The sequence below is a fragment of the Marinoscillum sp. HNIBRBA16962 genome, from assembly GCF_057801515.1.
Map to the genome: position 1 here is coordinate 1,601,666 of NZ_CM173603.1, position 16,624 is coordinate 1,618,289.

Consider the following 16,624-nt stretch of genomic DNA (forward strand, 5'->3'; position numbering starts at 1 on the left):
TGCAGATGACTTATTCATCCTGCTGAATAATCCTTCCTCGTACCAGCTTTACAATTAGTTCAAACCAAAACCTAAATACTTATGAAAAAATGTTCTATTCATTTGATAGGGAAGTTGCTGATAATGGCGCTATTCCTATCTTCTTACGTGACAAGCGCACAAACTGCCGGTATCTATATAGGCAGTACAGATCAAACCATCAGAGGGTTTGGCGGGATGAATTTTCCACGCTGGATTGCTGATTTATCCGAGAGTCAGGCTGATAAAGCCTTTGGTAATGGATATGGACAGATAGGCCTATCCATCTTAAGGATCAGCGTATCTCCCAATAGTTCTCAGTGGAACAGGGAGTTGCCAACTGCTCAGAGGGCTGTAAGTCACGGTGCAATCGTAATCGCTACGCCATGGTCGCCACCGGCATCCATGAAATCCAATGGAAGTACAACGGGCGGTTCCCTGAACCCTTCATCCTATGGAGCTTACGCCAACCATTTGAGGGATTTCGCCAATTATATGTCCTCCAATGGGGTTTCGCTCTATGCCATTTCCGTACAAAACGAACCGGACTTTGTCCCGGATTACGAATCATGCGGTTGGAGTGGTTCGCAGATCAGGACATTTCTTGATAATAATGCATCCGTTATCCCAACACGTGTGATCGCCCCGGAAACAGTTCATTACAAAGGAGCCTACATGAGTGCCATCGCCTCTTCGTCACAGGTAGACATCCTGGCCAACCATGCTTATGGGGGAAGTCCTACACGCTACAACTCAAGTAAAGAACAGTGGATGACCGAGCACTATGCCCCCAATAGTAACGCCAACAGCGCCAACAACTGGCCGGAAGCTCTAGAAGCCGGCAAGGAGATCCATGATTTTATGATCAACGGGTATAACGCTTATATCTGGTGGTACATCAGAAGGAGCTACGGTCTCATTACAGAAAACGGAAATGTTTCCAAGAGAGGTTTTGTGATGAGTCACTATGCTAAATTTGTTCGTCCCGGATATGTGCGAGTAAGGGCTGATGCTACGCCTACATCAGGAGTCAGCGTTAGTTCATACAAAGATGGAAACACTTTGGTGATGGTTGTGATCAATCAAAACTCGTCATCCAGAAGCGTCACTTTTGATTTCTCAGGAAACAATGTAAGCAACATTACAAAGTGGGAGACCACTGGTACTACCGGACATAATGTATCGGAAGTAGGTACTTACTCAGGTGGCTTTTCCCTGACCAATACGTTGGCCGGACATAGTATAACCACATTCAGGGGAACCATTGGTGGTGGAGGTAGTATCAGTGATGTCTATCAGTTGCGAAATCGTGGCACGGGACTATTCCTTGACGGTATGGGCCGTACTACAAACGGTAATCCTTGTGGTCAGTATGCCAACACCACCCATCGGAATTCACAATGGGAATTTGTTGATGTGGGCAGTGGCTATACGCAGCTCAGAAATGTAGGAACCGGACTTTATCTGGACGGCATGGGGAGGAGCTCCAATGGGTCAGATGTAGGCATGTGGGCTAATACTACCCATCAAAATTCCCACTGGTCAGTGCAGCAATACAGCGGGAACTATTATCGGCTTCAGAACAAAGGGACCGGCCTCTATCTGGACGGCATGGGTCGCACAACCAATGGTTCTGTCTGTGGACAATACGCCTACACCACGCACGTAAATGCCCAATGGCAGCTGGTCAGTGTTTCAGGAGCAAGGGTTGCGTCTGAATTGGATAAGCATAGTGAAGAAAGCATACAACAAGAGTCAGCATCCCTGTTATCTTATCCCAATCCTGCTGAAAGGTTACTCAATATACGGTTGGAGGATAATGATGGAACGGCCAACGCAAAAATCTTCACCATTTCAGGTCAACTAATGATAAACACCAATCTGGCGGGTGTTGAGAATCAGGTTGATGTGAGTGGTTTGTCTGAGGGAGTTTACTTTCTGGAGGTGGCCACACAATCGGGAAGAAGCCGTCTCAAGTTTGTCAAGAAATAGGTTAAATGAAGGGAACTGTTGTAGAAGTATTGCGGCAGTTCCTTTTATTTGATTTTTTCAGAAATAAGAGATAAAATTTATACTCTGTTCTGTGCCAATCCGAATCGATATTTCCTGAATAAAGCAGGTTAAAATTAAACCCGAATTATTCAATAGAATATTTTCACATTCAAAACAAAATATTCTATTGAATGATGCGAATCCACGCCGGGACAAAAAATTTCCAAAACAGGAAATTTTTGTCAGGTGATGACGCGCAAGCGGTCACACTCTGACTGAAACGTCATGAGGTAACCGCTGCGGCGGACCGTCCAGACAAAGCAAAGCTTTCGTCTGCCCTTTGGGCAAATTATGCTCTGATGCATAATTTGGGTTAAATGTGGTAGATCCACTCCTTGTATTGTCCGTCATCGGGATCGAAATCGTCTCTTCTGTAAAACCGCTTTTCCAGGATCTCAACCTCGCGAATTCTATCAAGGATCAAATTGCGGTAACCCGCCTTTCCTCCACCTTTGGTAAATCCTCCTTCCTGCCAGCTCACAAGGATGATCTTTTTTGCTGTGGTTATGCCTACGCCATACGGATGCACCAGCCTGGGGAGGGGTTCATCCTTCAGACTGATCCGGCAGGTATGCTTATCAGTAGAGGCCTTCCAGAGCTGCTGAACTATTTTTTCCGTGTTTTCCATGTCCTGATATTTTGTATACTGAAAGTGATGCATTGTAAAATGATGTAAACCGCTTTGATTTTGTAAATCAAATAATCAATTATCTAAAACAACCCCCTCTTTTAATATATTTTAAATTCACTTACTTGATTTTACCTTAATTTTCAATACATTTCCATTTAGGATATAAATCATTGGAGCCATTAGATGAAGCTTTCAGAAGACATCGGTCGTTTGTCACTCAAGGAATTCTACGAAACGCATTTCGATGATTTGTTTAATTATGCCAAAGGGATCACCAACTCACGGGATCTGGCCAAAGATGCTGTTTCAGAAGTTTTCCTGTACCTTATTAGTGCTAAAGTGGATCTTAATTATGTAAGGAATGTGAGGGCATACTTATTGAAGTCGGTTAAAAACAGTTGCATCAAACAGCTGTCGAAGAACCCCGTTCAAATGGAATATCTCCAGGAAGATAAAGAGTACCAAATAGCTGAGGAAATAAATCCGCAGCATCTGTTGATTGGTAAAGAACTTGAAGAATTTTTAAAAAGAGCTATCGGGAAATTGTCTCCGCAATGTCAGCTTGTCTTTGAGATGGTGCGTTTAAAACATAAGAAATATGAAGAAGTAGCAGAGGAACTCGGCATTTCCGTAAATACTGTCCGTAATCACCTGGTACACGCTACCAAAATACTTCGGGGAGAGCTAGACAATTTCTATTCTGATAAGCCGATGTTCAAACATTCCATAGGATTTAGTATCATTATCAGTCTGCTTTCTTATATGGAAATATTCTATTAAACAGAATATTTTATTGAAATATTAATAATCAAATTAACCAGATTGCACTGGTTTCCATAATTTTTTCAATTTTACTAGTCCACTTGACCTGCTTTTCTTCTCTTATAGGAGAATGTCTGTTTCATAACAGAAAAGCATGATTTTATGGATTTATTGATTATAAAGAAGGTTACAGGTCAAAAAATTACCAGCCGGGAGCAGGAAGTGTTGGATGCATGGCTTGAATCTGACCCCAAAAACCGCAAAATATACTTTCAACTGAAATTGGCTTTTTCGCAAGAAGATCAGACTAAGCTTGATACCCATCGTGATGAGATCTGGGGACAGATCAATACACCCTTAAGTGATACAGGAAAAAGGCCGGTTGTGTTTCATTTTGTGAGATGGGCTGCGGTGTTAATACTTGCGTTTGGTCTGAGTTGGTGGCTCATTAATGATCATGGTGGGTCATTGGAGGAATCCACTGAGATGACCTACATAGAAAAAAGGAGTCTCCCGGGACAGAAGATAACTACGATGCTTCCTGATGGAACTCGTGTGAAACTAAATAGCGGATCAAAACTAACTGTCCCGGAGAAGTTTGAAGGGAACAGACGTGAGGTCCGGCTGGTGGGCGAGGCATTTTTTGAAGTGACACGTGATGAGTCAAAACCATTTTTTATTAAGGTTGATGACTTTGAGGTGAAGGTACTCGGAACATCCTTTAGTGTCAGTGCTTATCCTGAAGATGGACCCAAACATGTTGCCGTAAGGACAGGAAGAGTAAGTGTAAAGGGAAAGTCCGGAAATTCGGTTGAGTTGAGCCCATCTCAAATGGCACAAATCAACAACGATGGAGAATCACTGAAAGTCACATCTTACGACGCTGACCTCATTCTTGGTTGGATTGATCAAAAGCTGGTGTTTAAGAACAATTCTTTCGAGGAGGTAATTTCGGAAGTTAAGCAGTGGTATGATGTAAATATCATTGTCAGGGATGAGGTGGTTGCAGATGAATTGTTTACAGGTTCATTTCAAAACGCCACAATAACTGAAGTAATGTCCAGTGTTACAAGAGCTTATAAATTAAACTTTAAAACAATCAATGATAAGATAATAATAGAGAACATTTAAGATAAAAAAGGAGGGCCGAGAAGCACTTGGCAGGTAGCATTCGACCCCCTTTTGATACATAGTTTTAGCATAATCCAAAACCATATGAAAGTAAAATTACGAAAAAATCTAATTCGCGTGGGCAAACTGGCTTTATATGCGGTGGTTATTTGTCAGTCATTATTGATAGTGATGGCAAATGAGTCTACGGCGCAACGCAAGCATCTTGATGAGATTGAAATTGATCTCAATTTTAATTCTCGAGATGGAGAAATTGCACTTAAAAAGTTGATTAGCAATGTTGAATCAGTAAGTGAATTTAGCTTTGCTTTTACCAGAGAGGGGATTAAGGACAAAAGCGTCAGGATAAATTCAGGTAAGTGGAATTTAAAGGATCTTTTGAATGAAATTTCGGTTCAGGGTCATTTCTCCATTAACAGGATTAACGAAACAATTACCTTGATTTCGGTTGATGATAAAAAGCTTCCGGACATCAGTGATGAGATCCTGTTACAATTTAGTGTATCTGGACGGGTCACTGATGAAAATGGAGAACCACTGCCTGGAGCAACGATTCTGGAACAGGGCACCACCAATGGAACCATTACTGATGTTGACGGAAATTTCACTTTGAATGTTGAGGAAGGAGCCGTTCTTCAGGTTTCCTTCGTAGGGTATACTTCCCAGACTATCACGGTGCGTGATCAAAGTGATATTTCTATTCAGCTCGTTCCGGATCTTTCCAGTTTAGCTGAAGTAGTGGTGGTAGGGTATGGACAGCAGGTAAAGAGTGAGATCTCTGGTTCTGTGTCCACTGTTAGTGTAGAGCGGATCAGTCAAAATCCATCTGGTAATCTGAGTAACTCGTTAGTTGGTAATACTCCAGGCATTATTGCTACTCAGCCATCCGGGGCGCCAGGCAGTGATGCAGCAAGGGTATTAATCAGAGGTGTGGGAACGACTGGTGTTACAGATCCCCTGTACGTGATCGACGGGATCGTCCGTTCTTCAAGCGACTTTTTCCAACTGAACCCCAGTGAAATTGAATCTGTTTCGGTCCTGAAAGACGCGGCAAGTGCAGCTGTTTTTGGAATGCGGGCCGGAAATGGGGTGATTCTGGTTACGACTAAGAGAGGTCGCGAAGGAAGAATGCAAATCTCATATAATGGCAATTTTGGCATCCAGGAGCGAACCCGGGAGCCTGATTTTTTGAATTCATATGAATATGCAACACTTAGAAATGAAGCTTTGGCAAACGCCGGAATGCCCGCTGAGTATACAGATGATGATCTCCAAAAGTATCAAGATGGAAGTAGTCCGGATACTCACCCTGATACCAATTGGCTGGATCTGCTGAATGACACAGCGCCCATTCAGCAACACAATATTTCAGCAAACGGAGGTAGTGAGAAGGTTCAGTACGCTACTTCATTAAGTTATTTATCTCAGGATGGAATTACTCCGTCTGATAACTTTAAGCGGTTTAACTTCAGATCGAACATTGATGCAAATGTGACCGAAACCACGCGTTTCTCGTTCGACCTGTCCGGTAGGAAGCAGCGTTCAAAAACGCTGGGTAAATCAGATGAATTATTCAGATGGGTCAATACACAACCTAATAAAGCACCACTAGAATTTTCTAATGGAGGTGTGGCCAGTGGACCGGCCTATATTGCATTGCCAGAAAACGGATACAGAAACGGAGAACAGGAAGCACTTCGAACCAGAATGGAAATCCATCAGCAAGTTCCGTTTATCGATGGACTGTCTGTTAAGCTGATTGGTTCTTATGATAAGACAATCACCAGTAATAAGAACTGGTACTATCCGGTCGAACCTTTTTATGTAGTTGATGGAACAGGTAATCTGATTGCCCAGGATCTTCCGGCCAACTACTTGGACGTAAACTCAATGGATGACCATTCTACTACTCTTCAGACACATATGATTTATGATAAAACATTTGGTAATGTAGATATTTCGGGTCTTATCTTGTATACGCAGACTGAGAGGGAATTGGATTACATCTCGGCTCACCGGGAAGGGTTTACCGTTGCAATTGATGAACTATTTAACGGTGCATCTGAAAATCGAAATAACAACGGATATTCAAGAAGTTTCGGACGGCAAGGAGTTGTGGGTCGACTGAATGTAAAGTTGGCTAACAAATATATCTTCGAAACTTCAGTAAGAGTGGATGGATCAGAGCAGTTTGCTCCTGATCAACGATGGGGGGTTTTCCCATCCGTTTCCGGAGCCTATATCATTACAGAAGAATCTTTTATGAGTGATGTTACCTTCCTAGATTTCCTGAAACTGAGAGCATCTTATGGTGTGCTGGGTAATGATCGGATTAGCGATGACCCCAATGATAGGTTTCTGTATTTACAGTCTTATAATGTAGGAGAAGGACGTTATCCAAATGCTGTTTTTGGTGATGGGGATGTGTACCCGACTATCTGGGAAGGACGTCTTGCAAGTCCTAATGTTACCTGGGAATCTGTGGAAAAATTTGATGTTGGGTTTGATGCCTTTGTTATGGATGGCAGGCTGTCTATAACCTTCGACTACTTCTACGATAAGCGGTCTGACATCCTTGGAGATGAAGTGGCTATCATCCCAGACATTTATGGGATTGTACCGGGTATCAAAAATGTAACCCGTGTAGATAACCGGGGAGTGGAGATCAGTTTGGGCTATGAGGACAACCTGACTCAGGATCTTTCTTTCTCAGTAAATGGAAATATGACCTATGCTAAAAATGAGGTGGTAGATACCCCGGAACCTGAGGATATCAATCCGAACCTGAGTGCAATAGGACATCCTCTGGGAATGGCCTTCGGTTACAAAGCCGTAGGCATTTTCCAGTCTCAGGAGGAAGTGGATAATTGGGCTGAACAACCTGGAACTACCGCTCCCGGAGACATCAAAATGGCTGATGTTAACGATGATGGTGTTGTTGATGCGGATGACCGTGTAGCGGTGGGAGTAACCAGTGGGTCTTCCAACGTTCCCAATTATATTTTTGGTCTTAATGGACAGATTAATTACAAGAACTTCTCATTTACATTCTTGTTTCAGGGTGCTACCAGTGTAAATCAGTATACCTGTTGCGAAGGCACCTGGCCATTTTTTGGAGACGCATCTACTGTGAGATCCAATTTGGATTACTGGACTCCGGATAACACCGATGCAGCCAATCCCAGGATTTTGCCGCACCCCACAAATAACCTGAACCATGAATTCTCAAGTTTTTGGATGAGGGATGCTTCTTATTTAAGACTTAAAAACATTGAGATAGCTTACAATGTACCTGTACAGGGAATTGAATTCATCCAATCGCTAAGACTGTATGTGAATGCAAACAACATAGCAACCTGGACGGGGATCGAAAACTGGGATCCGGAATACGCAGATGACCGGTCTTGGACGTATCCGCAACTGAGGGTATGGAATGCAGGGTTTAATGTAAGATTTTAAGAACTTGTAATATGAACAATGTCATGAAGAATTTACTACAATACGGATACCTATCATTATTCCTGGTTCTGCTAGGAGGTTGTAGCCAGGATATACTGGATAAAGTACCCAAAGACTCGTTGACTGAAGAAATCATTTGGTCAGACCCGAATGCTGCCAGTCAGTTTGTGTTTGGGATTTACGGAGCTGTCCCATCCGGTTTTGACCGGAGGTATCAAACATGGGCAAAAGGTCTTTATATATTGGATGCAGGATCTGATGACGCTGAAAATGCGATTGACTGGACCTCTGCGGATCTCTTAAATACGGGAGATTTTCTACCCACAGGTAACATCCCTTTTTGGACCATTTGGCCTGACTGCTATCGGTTAATACGGGCTGCGAATCAAGCGTTGGAAAATCTCGATAAGCTGGAGGATCAAGAATTAGCAACGCAGTTGAAAGCAGAAACACGTTTTCTAAGAGCGTATCTATATCATGATCTCCTGCGATATTACGGGCTGAACACTTCAGGTGGAGGGCCAACAGGTGTTCCAATTGTGGATAGGACACTAACACCCGGCGATGATCCTGAAGAATTCACACAGCGTAATACCTACGATGATGTGGTAGATTTTATCGTGAGTGATCTGGATGCAGCTATTCCTGACTTACCTACACAATCTGAAGCTGATTATGGTAGAGCTACAGTAGGAGCTGCATACGCGCTGAAAGGAAGGGTCCTGCTTTATGCGGAAAGATATGATGAATCCGCAACTGCATCTCTTGAGGTGATCAATAGTGGAGAGTATGCTTTGTATCCGGATTATCAAAATATCTTTCTGGATGAAAATAATGAAGAGGTCGTATGGTTGAAAAAATTTGAATTGCCCGATAAGACTCACCAAAGTAATGCTGGTGGTACTGCCGGTGCGGGATGGGATGTGTACAATGCTCCCAGGTCGTTCGTAGGACCAAATGATGCCGGATGGGTTGGAAACTGCCCGACTCAAAATTTCGTGGATGCCTATGAAATGGTCGATGGTCAGGCACAGGATGTTTCTCCTCTGTATGACCCGGCAAATCCTTTTGATAATCTGGATCCTCGCTTTGATGCCACGGTGGTGCATGATGGATCAGAATTTCGGGGCGAAATGATGGAGATGTATCCGGGTGGTAAGCACGATTTACCTGGTGCAAACACACCTACTGGGTATTACACCCGTAAATTCCATAGAGAAGAAGTCCCAATTTACACCTTGGCTGGTGATCAGGATTGGTTATTTATCCGTTACGCGGAAGTGCTGTTGAATTATGCTGAAGCTCAAAATGAAGCAACCGGCCCTGATGGAACCGTTTATGATGCCATCAATCAGATTCGTGCCCGTCCGAGTGTAGATATGCCTGCTTTACCTGTGGGGCTAAACCAGGATGAAATGCGAACTCGTATCAGAAATGAGCGAAGAATAGAATTGGTCTTTGAAGAGCATCGTTATTATGATATTCGAAGATGGAGAATTGCGGAAAATGTGGTCAATGGACCAATGGAGGGAATCCAAATGACTTCATACGATTTTGAAGATGACGGAGTAGTGGATAGTGTGGGTTACACTCGGTTTGAATTTGAGACACGGACTTTTCCACAGAAACTATACGTGATGCCGATTCAACAAAGTGAAATCGATAAAAGTCCGGCCCTGGAGCAGATCAGTGGCTGGTAATCAATAAAATATACCAGATAAACACAAGAACTACCCGGCAAAATACCGCTGGGTAGTTCTTACTTTTTAAGTGCTCAATAGTAAAAATATTATTCATCGAAACAATGATCTGTTAATCAGTTATTTAGGTAACATTTTAGTATACTGCATTTTTGAAATTTATCACTAGTTGGAATAATTTATGATGCGCTGGAAAGGACTATTTATCATTATTGCAGGATTGGGATTATGGAGCTGTGAAGAGTCGTCCCAACAGCTGTTTACCAAACTGGATCAACACCATACCGGGATTACGTTCAATAACGAGGTTGTAGAGACAGAGAAGTTAAATGTCATGCAGTATGAATACCTCTACAATGGAGGAGGTGTAGGTATAGGAGACCTTAATGGTGACAATTTGCCGGATGTGTATTTTACCGGCAACATGGTCAAAAACAAGCTTTACTTAAATCAAGGTGATTTTGAGTTCATTGATATTACTGACCAGTCGGGTGTTGCAGGTAAGGACGGCTGGAAGACCGGCGTTAGTATGGCCGACGTAAATGGCGATGGTCTGTTGGACATCTATGTGTGCTATTCAGGACCGGGGGGTAATGAAGTGAGGACCAACCAGTTGTTTATTAACCAGGGAAACAATGAACAGGGCATACCAACATTCATCGATCAGGCTAAAGAATTCGGGTTAGATGCTCTCGGATCTTTCAGTACCCAGGCCGCCTTCTTTGATTATGACCTGGATGGCGATCTTGATATGTTTTTATTGAACCATTCCAAAACCTTCTACTCACCATTTTTTAATAGTGAAAAGCTGAGAAACACCCGTCACCCCTATTTTGGAAACCGACTCTACAAAAATGATACCCTTCAGGGAGACAAGAGGGTGTTCACGGATGTTAGCCTGGAGGCGGGAATCCATGGCAGTGGAATGAATTTTGGGTTGGGAGTAGCTATAGGTGATCTCAATGCTGACGGGTATCCGGACATCTATGTTTCCAATGATTACGATGAGCAGGATTTCTTATACATCAATTTAAAAAATGGAAAGTTTGAAGATCGCGCTCATGCATCAATGGGTCATATTTCCAAATTCTCTATGGGAAATGATGTTGCAGATATCAACAATGATGGACTGGCGGATGTGGTCACCCTGGATATGCTGCCGGAAGATAACTACCGCCAGAAATTACTCAAAGGACCGGATGAATTTGATCGCTACCAGTTAGCGCTTGAAAATGGCTACCATCACCAGCAGATGAGAAATATGCTCCAGCTAAACCAGGGTGTTGATGATCAATCGAATCCCGTGTTCAGTGAAGTCGGACAGATTTCCGGGATCTCAGCCACAGACTGGAGCTGGTCTGTCTTGCTTGCAGACTATGACAATGATGGCAAAAAAGACCTGTTTGTAAGTAATGGCTATCTGCGCGATTATACCAACATGGATTTTGTGAAGTTCCATATCAACGAAGCTATAGAAAAGGAAAGAGCAAAGGGAAAGGAACTTTTTGACGAAAAAGGCAAGAAGGTCAATGAAAAAGCCATCTTTGAACTTGTCAATAAAATGCCGTCTTCAAAGGTTCGCAATTATGCTTTTAAAAATGAGGGGAAACTTCAGTTTAAAGATGTATCTCAACAGTGGGGGCTGGATGACCTGGCTGTGTCTACCGGGGCAGCTTATGCTGACCTGGACCTGGATGGCGACCTTGATCTGGTCATAAACACTACAAATGAACCTGCGGCCATTTACAGGAATGAATCCCGACAAACGTCACAAAATAATTTTGTCCGTATCAGGCTCCACGGAAAAGAGCCAAACACTTTCGCTATCGGAGCCAGGGTCTGGTTAGAGACGGACTCCTCATCGCAATCGCTCGAAAATTATCCTGCAAGAGGGTATCAATCTTCAGTGGATCCGGTTCTTCATTTTGGGCTGGGCAACGCAGCTGTAAGGCGTTTAAAGATCTTATGGCCGGACGGCACTGTTACTTTAGATAAAAACCCTGAATCAGGGAGACTTCTGCATTATCATCAAAAGGACGCCCAACCTTCTTCTGTAAGCGAAAGTGAAGTACTGGCTTCTAGTGGGTTCCTGAAGGATGTAACAGCCAGCAGTAGCATTCAATATACCCATGTAGAGAATGATTTTGTGGACTTTATGGTGGATCGATTGACGCTGAAGCAATATTCCAGGTCAGGTCCACAGCTATCAGCTGGTGATCTGAATGGAGATGGCTTTGATGATCTTTTTATTGGTGGAGCATCCGGTGAACCTGATGTGGTATTTCTTTCACTGGCCGACGGAGGTTATAAAAAAAGTAATCAACCAGCATTTGAATTAAACAAAACCTGTGAGACGACCGGGTCCGTATTTTTTGATGCGGACAATGACGGAGACCTGGATATCTATGCAGTAAGTGGAGGGAGTGATTTTCCGCCAAACTCCAGGGAGTTTCAGGACAGGCTATACCTGAATGATGGAAAGGGAAAGTTCTCATTAGCTGAGCCTGGAGTAATTCCTGAAGAGTTTTCCAATGGAAGCTGTGTTACAGCCGGTGATATTGACCAGGATGGCGATGAGGATCTGTTTATCGGGGGTAGCAGTATTCCCGGCAATTTCCCGTTGATTTCCCCGGGAGGGATCCTGATTAATGATAGCGACCCTGACAAAGGCATAGTCAGGTTTACATTGGGTACCAGTATGTTAAACGATCAGTTGAAAGAGCCAGGCATTCTGAATGATGCCCGCTGGGTAGATATTAACAATGACGGCTACCCGGATCTGATTCTGGTTGGTGAGTGGATGCCAATACGTGTATTCATCAATGAGCAGGGGAAGGCGCTGGTAGAAATGACTGAGGAAATGATTCCTGACAAAAGTAACGGGCTGTGGCAAAGGATAGAAGAAGCCGATATTGACGGTGATGGGGATATTGATTTTATAGTAGGTAATGTCGGCACCAATCAGCCGTTTGGGGCATCTCCGGAACAACCGCTTACCGTCTATGCTATTGACTACTATGGCAATGGAGAGATAACCCCGATCATCTGTAGTTATGTTCAGGGTAAAAGCTATCCCATAGCTTCCCTGGATGAGCTCCAGAATGCCCTGCCGATCCTGAAAAAGAAATTTCTCAAATACGAAGATTATGCTACAGCTACTATTGAGGACATATTTTCCCCGGAAACGCTGGAAAGGAGCAAAGTATACACTGTCAATACGCTGGAAAGTGTACTGATGCTGAATAATGGACAGGGTTCGTTTTCACTTGAAGCTTTACCTATGGAAGTACAGTTTTCAACTATCCAGGGAATTGTGTTTGAGGATTTTACCGGTGATGAGATAAAAGATATACTCTTTTCCGGTAATTTTTATTCATTTAGAGCACAGTACGGTCCGTCCGATGCATCCGTTGGTACCCTGCTAAAGGGGGAAGGCAACGGAAGGTATGATGTTGTGGAACAGGAAGACCTGGGGGTATGGATTCGTGGAGACATCAGAGATGTAAAATTGATCCATAATTCAGTCGCCGATCGACTCGTTGTGGCCAAGAACAGCGATGATTTTCAGGTGCTCCGGTTAAAGGAAAAATAGTTTTATCTCAGGACTAAATTCGAAGGGCAGGGTATTTGACTGTGTCAGCTACTTTTGCTAATTGAGCGCAACCTTCTATAGTTTTCTCCGGAATTGAAAGGAGTGGTATTCGAATCTGAAGGTGAGTTTTCTCCCAAAATCTGCATAGTAGGGTAATCAAACACATTATTCCATATTCCGATATGGAATATTTTTACCTAAATGATTGAATAACTGAACGATTTTATTGATTATTGTATATTCGAATATGGAATATAAAGAACAATGACTAGTCAAAAACAACCCTCGATGAATCCTTTGGATATAGTGGTACTACTCCGGCTACTTATCCATCGGGGGCAGCCAATTTCCCAGGTTTCCCTGGCACAAGGACTATTCATCAGCCAATCCGAAATAAGTAAATCATTGCGAAGATCTCGCAATGCCGGCCTGGTCATCGGCGATTATCAGGTGATGGCACTGGCTCTTCTTGATTTCCTTCAATATGGGATTAAATATGTTTTTCCTGCCCAACCGGGGGCATTAGTCAGAGGTGTTCCTACAGCTCATTCTGTAGCACCTTTGATCACGGAAATTGAGTCTGATGAGCTGTTTGTCTGGCCATCAGGCAAGGGTACGGTAAGGGGAAGGAGCATCGTGCCGCTATACCCATCTGTGGTCAATGCGGTGCAGCTGGATCACAAACTGTATCAGTGTCTGGCGATGATAGATGCGCTAAGAGTGGGTAAAGCCAGAGAGCGTCAGATAGCCATGGATTTTTTGAAGGCAGAACTCACATGAAGAATACTCAGATCAACAGAATAGCAAGACCTGTTATGACATTCAGATGGAAAGGCGGAAACGTCACTCAAAAACACCGGATCTTTACATTCTAAGAAAGTCTTTGTTTTGGGATACAAACATTGATGATATTGATTGGGAAAAACAGTACAAAGCAGTCATAAGGAGGATTTTTGAGCGGGGAAATGGAGCGTAGAAAAAAGAAATGCTTCGTTTTTACGGTGCTGGGAAAGTGAAATCAGCTACAAGCACGACAAGCAGAAAACCATATACTGTTTCTACTTTATAGTCGAGCAATGCTGCATTATCCTTGCTTAGAAAAAGCTTGCTTACGCTTATGTTCGCTGAAGAGTTCAACACTTTCAGGTTAGTTGGTTGCAACGGCACTGAGTCTTCAAATAGGTCATCGCAAGTCTGCTGATATTGATTTGTTTAGCGATGCTAATTATGGGAGTATCAACTTCGACGTAATAGAAAAGTATTTGGGAGCTAACTTTCCATATGTAGATCACCTTTCTGAAATGGCTCCCGCAATGGGAAAATCCTACTTCATTGGAAGTAGTGCAGAGAACGCTTTAAAGCTCGATATTTTTTATACAGATCCATTTATCCGGCCAGTTCACATTGAAGACAACATCAGGATGGCGACAGTAGAGGAAGTCATGGCTATGAAAATAGGAGTTGTTCAAAGAGGGGGGCGCAAGAAAGACTTTTGGGATCTGCATATATACAATTTGGATCAAATGCTGCAATTGCATGAACAGCGATACCCTTATGGACATGATAGGGAATTAATCCTTCACAACCTTATAGACTTTTCTCAGGCGGAAGAGGATTTCGATCCAGTTTGTTTAAAAGGAAAGTATTGGGAATTTGTGAAGGAGGACATTCTTCTCGGGTTCGAACCCAGCTTTTATAAAATAAAAAGCCCACCCTAAAGGATGAGCTTTTCATTTTGTGGAGCCGGAGGGATTCGAACCCTCGTCCAGTAAAGGAAATCATATACCCTCTACATGCTTAGTTATTCGTTTGGTCTCACAGGCCAGCCGGTGAATAACAACCTACTGAACCTGCCAGCTATTAGCGTTTCGCATTGGCTTAATAGCATCACCAACACTAGTCCTGAAGGTCGACACCCCATGATCCGGCTTACAGGACAGAAGCCTGGTGGGATGTGGCAGGGGGAGGCTTTGGCCTCAACCCTATCTAGTCACTGAAACTAATCAGTGATTAGGCTGCCATGGCGTAATTAGATTCGCCAAGTATAGTTTGAGCGAATTGATCGAGGGTGTACACTCACCACCCTGCATGCAAGCATATCATTTACACTTCCTGTCGATTCCGGTCGGCCCCAGACATCTCTGCCAGTGGGCAGGAATCACAAGTGAGCGCAAATATACGAACGAACTAATCCTTAAAATAATTCCGTGACTTTAATCTGGCAGCCGACACCTGCAATTCATATTAAAATAGGACGTGAGCTTCCCTTTAGGGATGCCGATAACTATCGGCAGGGTTTGCGCAGGCCATAATATCTCCTGCCGGGACAGGTGAAACCAAAAATTCTGTGGTGAGTGGTAATTTCTTAAACACATGCCAGCATAGAATTTGCAGATAATTAAGGAAGCATATTTTCCAATTTATTAGCTTTAGCTAAAAATCAAAAATAACATTATGAAGAAGTATTTAATGATCATGTTATGCGGACTTTCTCTGGCAGCCTTTTCCCAGGAAGAAACCGAGTTGTATAAAGACCTGGCAAAAGTTACTCCGGGAGAAGGAGGTCAGCCGCCATCTGATGCGATTGTCCTCTTTGACGGGAGTAACCTGGACCAGTGGCAAAAAGCTCAACTCGGATCCCCATCAAATATGAAGGGGCTGAAGGATGTCATCCCACAGTATGATCCTAACTATACGGGAGAACCAGCGGGATGGAGCATTAAAAGTGGTGAACTTGAAGTAAAGCCTGGAACGGGAGACATAGCTACAAAACAGGCTTTTGGAGATATTCAATTGCACATAGAGTGGCTGGCACCTAAAGATGAAGGTAAAAGCAGCCAGGGATACAGCAATAGTGGAGTTTTTCTGATGGGGCTTTACGAGGTTCAGGTTTTGAACTCTTATGACAATGAGACTTATAATAACGGTCAAGCTTCTTCCATATATAAGCAGCACATCCCATTAGTCAATGCTTCTTTACCGCCCGATACATGGCAGAAGTACGATATTGTTTTTATGGCTCCCAAGTTTTCTGATAAAGGCACCCTGGTTTCTCCTGCCAAAGTCACCGTCTTTCACAATGGGGTTTTGGTGCAAAATGGTGTGGAGCTGTTAGGGCCAACCTGCTATATAGGAGTACCGTATTACATTGCCCACCCTGAAAAACTACCAATAAAGTTGCAGGATCATGGCAATCCGGTAAGGTTTAGAAACATTTGGGTAAGGGAGCTCTAAATAGTTATACTTTTATTACCTTATGAGTGCTTGTTTGATATTAAT

The 16,624-nt window shown here is 43.2% G+C and carries 11 protein-coding genes and 1 other RNA gene; 10 read left to right on the forward strand and 2 right to left on the reverse strand.

The features are described 5' to 3' along the window. Window positions 1–81: 81 nt before the first annotated feature. Window positions 82–2,010 carry an RICIN domain-containing protein gene (locus AC3E9V_RS06820; protein WP_488752446.1) on the forward strand — a complete coding sequence of 643 codons (1,929 nt, stop codon included), beginning with the start codon at window positions 82–84 and terminating at the stop codon, window positions 2,008–2,010. Window positions 2,011–2,383: 373 nt separating this feature from the next. Here the strand turns inward: AC3E9V_RS06820 and AC3E9V_RS06825 are convergent, their stop codons facing one another. Further along, window positions 2,384–2,698, reverse strand: coding sequence for a hypothetical protein (locus AC3E9V_RS06825; protein WP_488752447.1), 315 nt, complete (start codon window positions 2,696–2,698; stop codon window positions 2,384–2,386). Between the two features lie 186 nt (window positions 2,699–2,884). On the opposite strand from AC3E9V_RS06825, the gene AC3E9V_RS06830 reads away from it, so the two are divergent. The 8 genes from AC3E9V_RS06830 to AC3E9V_RS06865 all read left to right on the forward strand — a co-directional run bounded on the left by AC3E9V_RS06830 (window position 2,885) and on the right by AC3E9V_RS06865 (window position 15,063). Next, window positions 2,885–3,481 (forward strand): RNA polymerase sigma-70 factor, encoded by a 597-nt coding sequence (locus AC3E9V_RS06830; protein WP_488752448.1) that lies wholly within the window; start codon window positions 2,885–2,887, stop codon window positions 3,479–3,481. Between the two features lie 144 nt (window positions 3,482–3,625). Continuing rightward, window positions 3,626–4,594 (forward strand): FecR family protein, encoded by a 969-nt coding sequence (locus AC3E9V_RS06835; RefSeq protein WP_488752449.1) that lies wholly within the window; start codon window positions 3,626–3,628, stop codon window positions 4,592–4,594. Between the two features lie 84 nt (window positions 4,595–4,678). Continuing rightward, entirely contained in the window at window positions 4,679–8,053 is a 3,375-nt protein-coding gene (locus AC3E9V_RS06840; RefSeq protein ID WP_488752450.1) for a SusC/RagA family TonB-linked outer membrane protein, read from the forward strand. 23 nt (window positions 8,054–8,076) lie between these two features. Further along, the gene (locus tag AC3E9V_RS06845) at window positions 8,077–9,753 is read left to right on the forward strand and encodes a RagB/SusD family nutrient uptake outer membrane protein (RefSeq protein ID WP_488752451.1); all 1,677 of its coding nucleotides are present in this window, start codon (window positions 8,077–8,079) and stop codon (window positions 9,751–9,753) included. Window positions 9,754–9,934: 181 nt separating this feature from the next. Beyond that, window positions 9,935–13,345: a VCBS repeat-containing protein gene (locus tag AC3E9V_RS06850; RefSeq protein WP_488752452.1), complete on the forward strand. Its 3,411-nt coding sequence runs from the start codon at window positions 9,935–9,937 to the stop codon at window positions 13,343–13,345. Window positions 13,346–13,633: 288 nt separating this feature from the next. After that, window positions 13,634–14,125: a hypothetical protein gene (locus tag AC3E9V_RS06855; protein ID WP_488752453.1), complete on the forward strand. Its 492-nt coding sequence runs from the start codon at window positions 13,634–13,636 to the stop codon at window positions 14,123–14,125. Window positions 14,126–14,171: 46 nt separating this feature from the next. Further along, the gene (locus AC3E9V_RS06860; protein WP_488752454.1) at window positions 14,172–14,321 is read left to right on the forward strand and encodes a DUF6922 domain-containing protein; all 150 of its coding nucleotides are present in this window, start codon (window positions 14,172–14,174) and stop codon (window positions 14,319–14,321) included. A gap of 175 nt (window positions 14,322–14,496) precedes the next feature. Beyond that, on the forward strand, window positions 14,497–15,063 hold the full coding sequence (locus AC3E9V_RS06865; RefSeq protein WP_488752455.1) for a nucleotidyl transferase AbiEii/AbiGii toxin family protein: 567 nt from the start codon (window positions 14,497–14,499) through the stop codon (window positions 15,061–15,063). A 17-nt stretch (window positions 15,064–15,080) separates the two neighbouring features. Here AC3E9V_RS06865 and ssrA read toward each other — a convergent pair. Continuing rightward, window positions 15,081–15,478: a transfer-messenger RNA gene (ssrA, locus tag AC3E9V_RS06870) on the reverse strand. Window positions 15,479–15,799: 321 nt separating this feature from the next. On the opposite strand from ssrA, the gene AC3E9V_RS06875 reads away from it, so the two are divergent. Then, window positions 15,800–16,579 (forward strand): 3-keto-disaccharide hydrolase, encoded by a 780-nt coding sequence (locus tag AC3E9V_RS06875; RefSeq protein ID WP_488752456.1) that lies wholly within the window; start codon window positions 15,800–15,802, stop codon window positions 16,577–16,579. Window positions 16,580–16,624 lie beyond the last annotated feature (45 nt).

What these genes read in the sequence shown, in the direction of transcription:
- AC3E9V_RS06845 (WP_488752451.1), top strand. Translation starts at nt 8,077, where the DNA reads ATGAAGAATTTACTACAATACGGATACCTATCATTATTCCTGGTTCTG.
- AC3E9V_RS06855 (WP_488752453.1), top strand. Translation starts at nt 13,634, where the DNA reads ATGAATCCTTTGGATATAGTGGTACTACTCCGGCTACTTATCCATCGG.
- AC3E9V_RS06850 (WP_488752452.1), top strand. Translation starts at nt 9,935, where the DNA reads ATGATGCGCTGGAAAGGACTATTTATCATTATTGCAGGATTGGGATTA.
- AC3E9V_RS06820 (WP_488752446.1), top strand. Translation starts at nt 82, where the DNA reads ATGAAAAAATGTTCTATTCATTTGATAGGGAAGTTGCTGATAATGGCG.
- AC3E9V_RS06875 (WP_488752456.1), top strand. Translation starts at nt 15,800, where the DNA reads ATGAAGAAGTATTTAATGATCATGTTATGCGGACTTTCTCTGGCAGCC.
- AC3E9V_RS06825 (WP_488752447.1), bottom strand. Translation starts at nt 2,698, where the DNA reads ATGGAAAACACGGAAAAAATAGTTCAGCAGCTCTGGAAGGCCTCTACT.
- AC3E9V_RS06830 (WP_488752448.1), top strand. Translation starts at nt 2,885, where the DNA reads ATGAAGCTTTCAGAAGACATCGGTCGTTTGTCACTCAAGGAATTCTAC.
- AC3E9V_RS06840 (WP_488752450.1), top strand. Translation starts at nt 4,679, where the DNA reads ATGAAAGTAAAATTACGAAAAAATCTAATTCGCGTGGGCAAACTGGCT.
- AC3E9V_RS06835 (WP_488752449.1), top strand. Translation starts at nt 3,626, where the DNA reads ATGGATTTATTGATTATAAAGAAGGTTACAGGTCAAAAAATTACCAGC.
- AC3E9V_RS06860 (WP_488752454.1), top strand. Translation starts at nt 14,172, where the DNA reads ATGGAAAGGCGGAAACGTCACTCAAAAACACCGGATCTTTACATTCTA.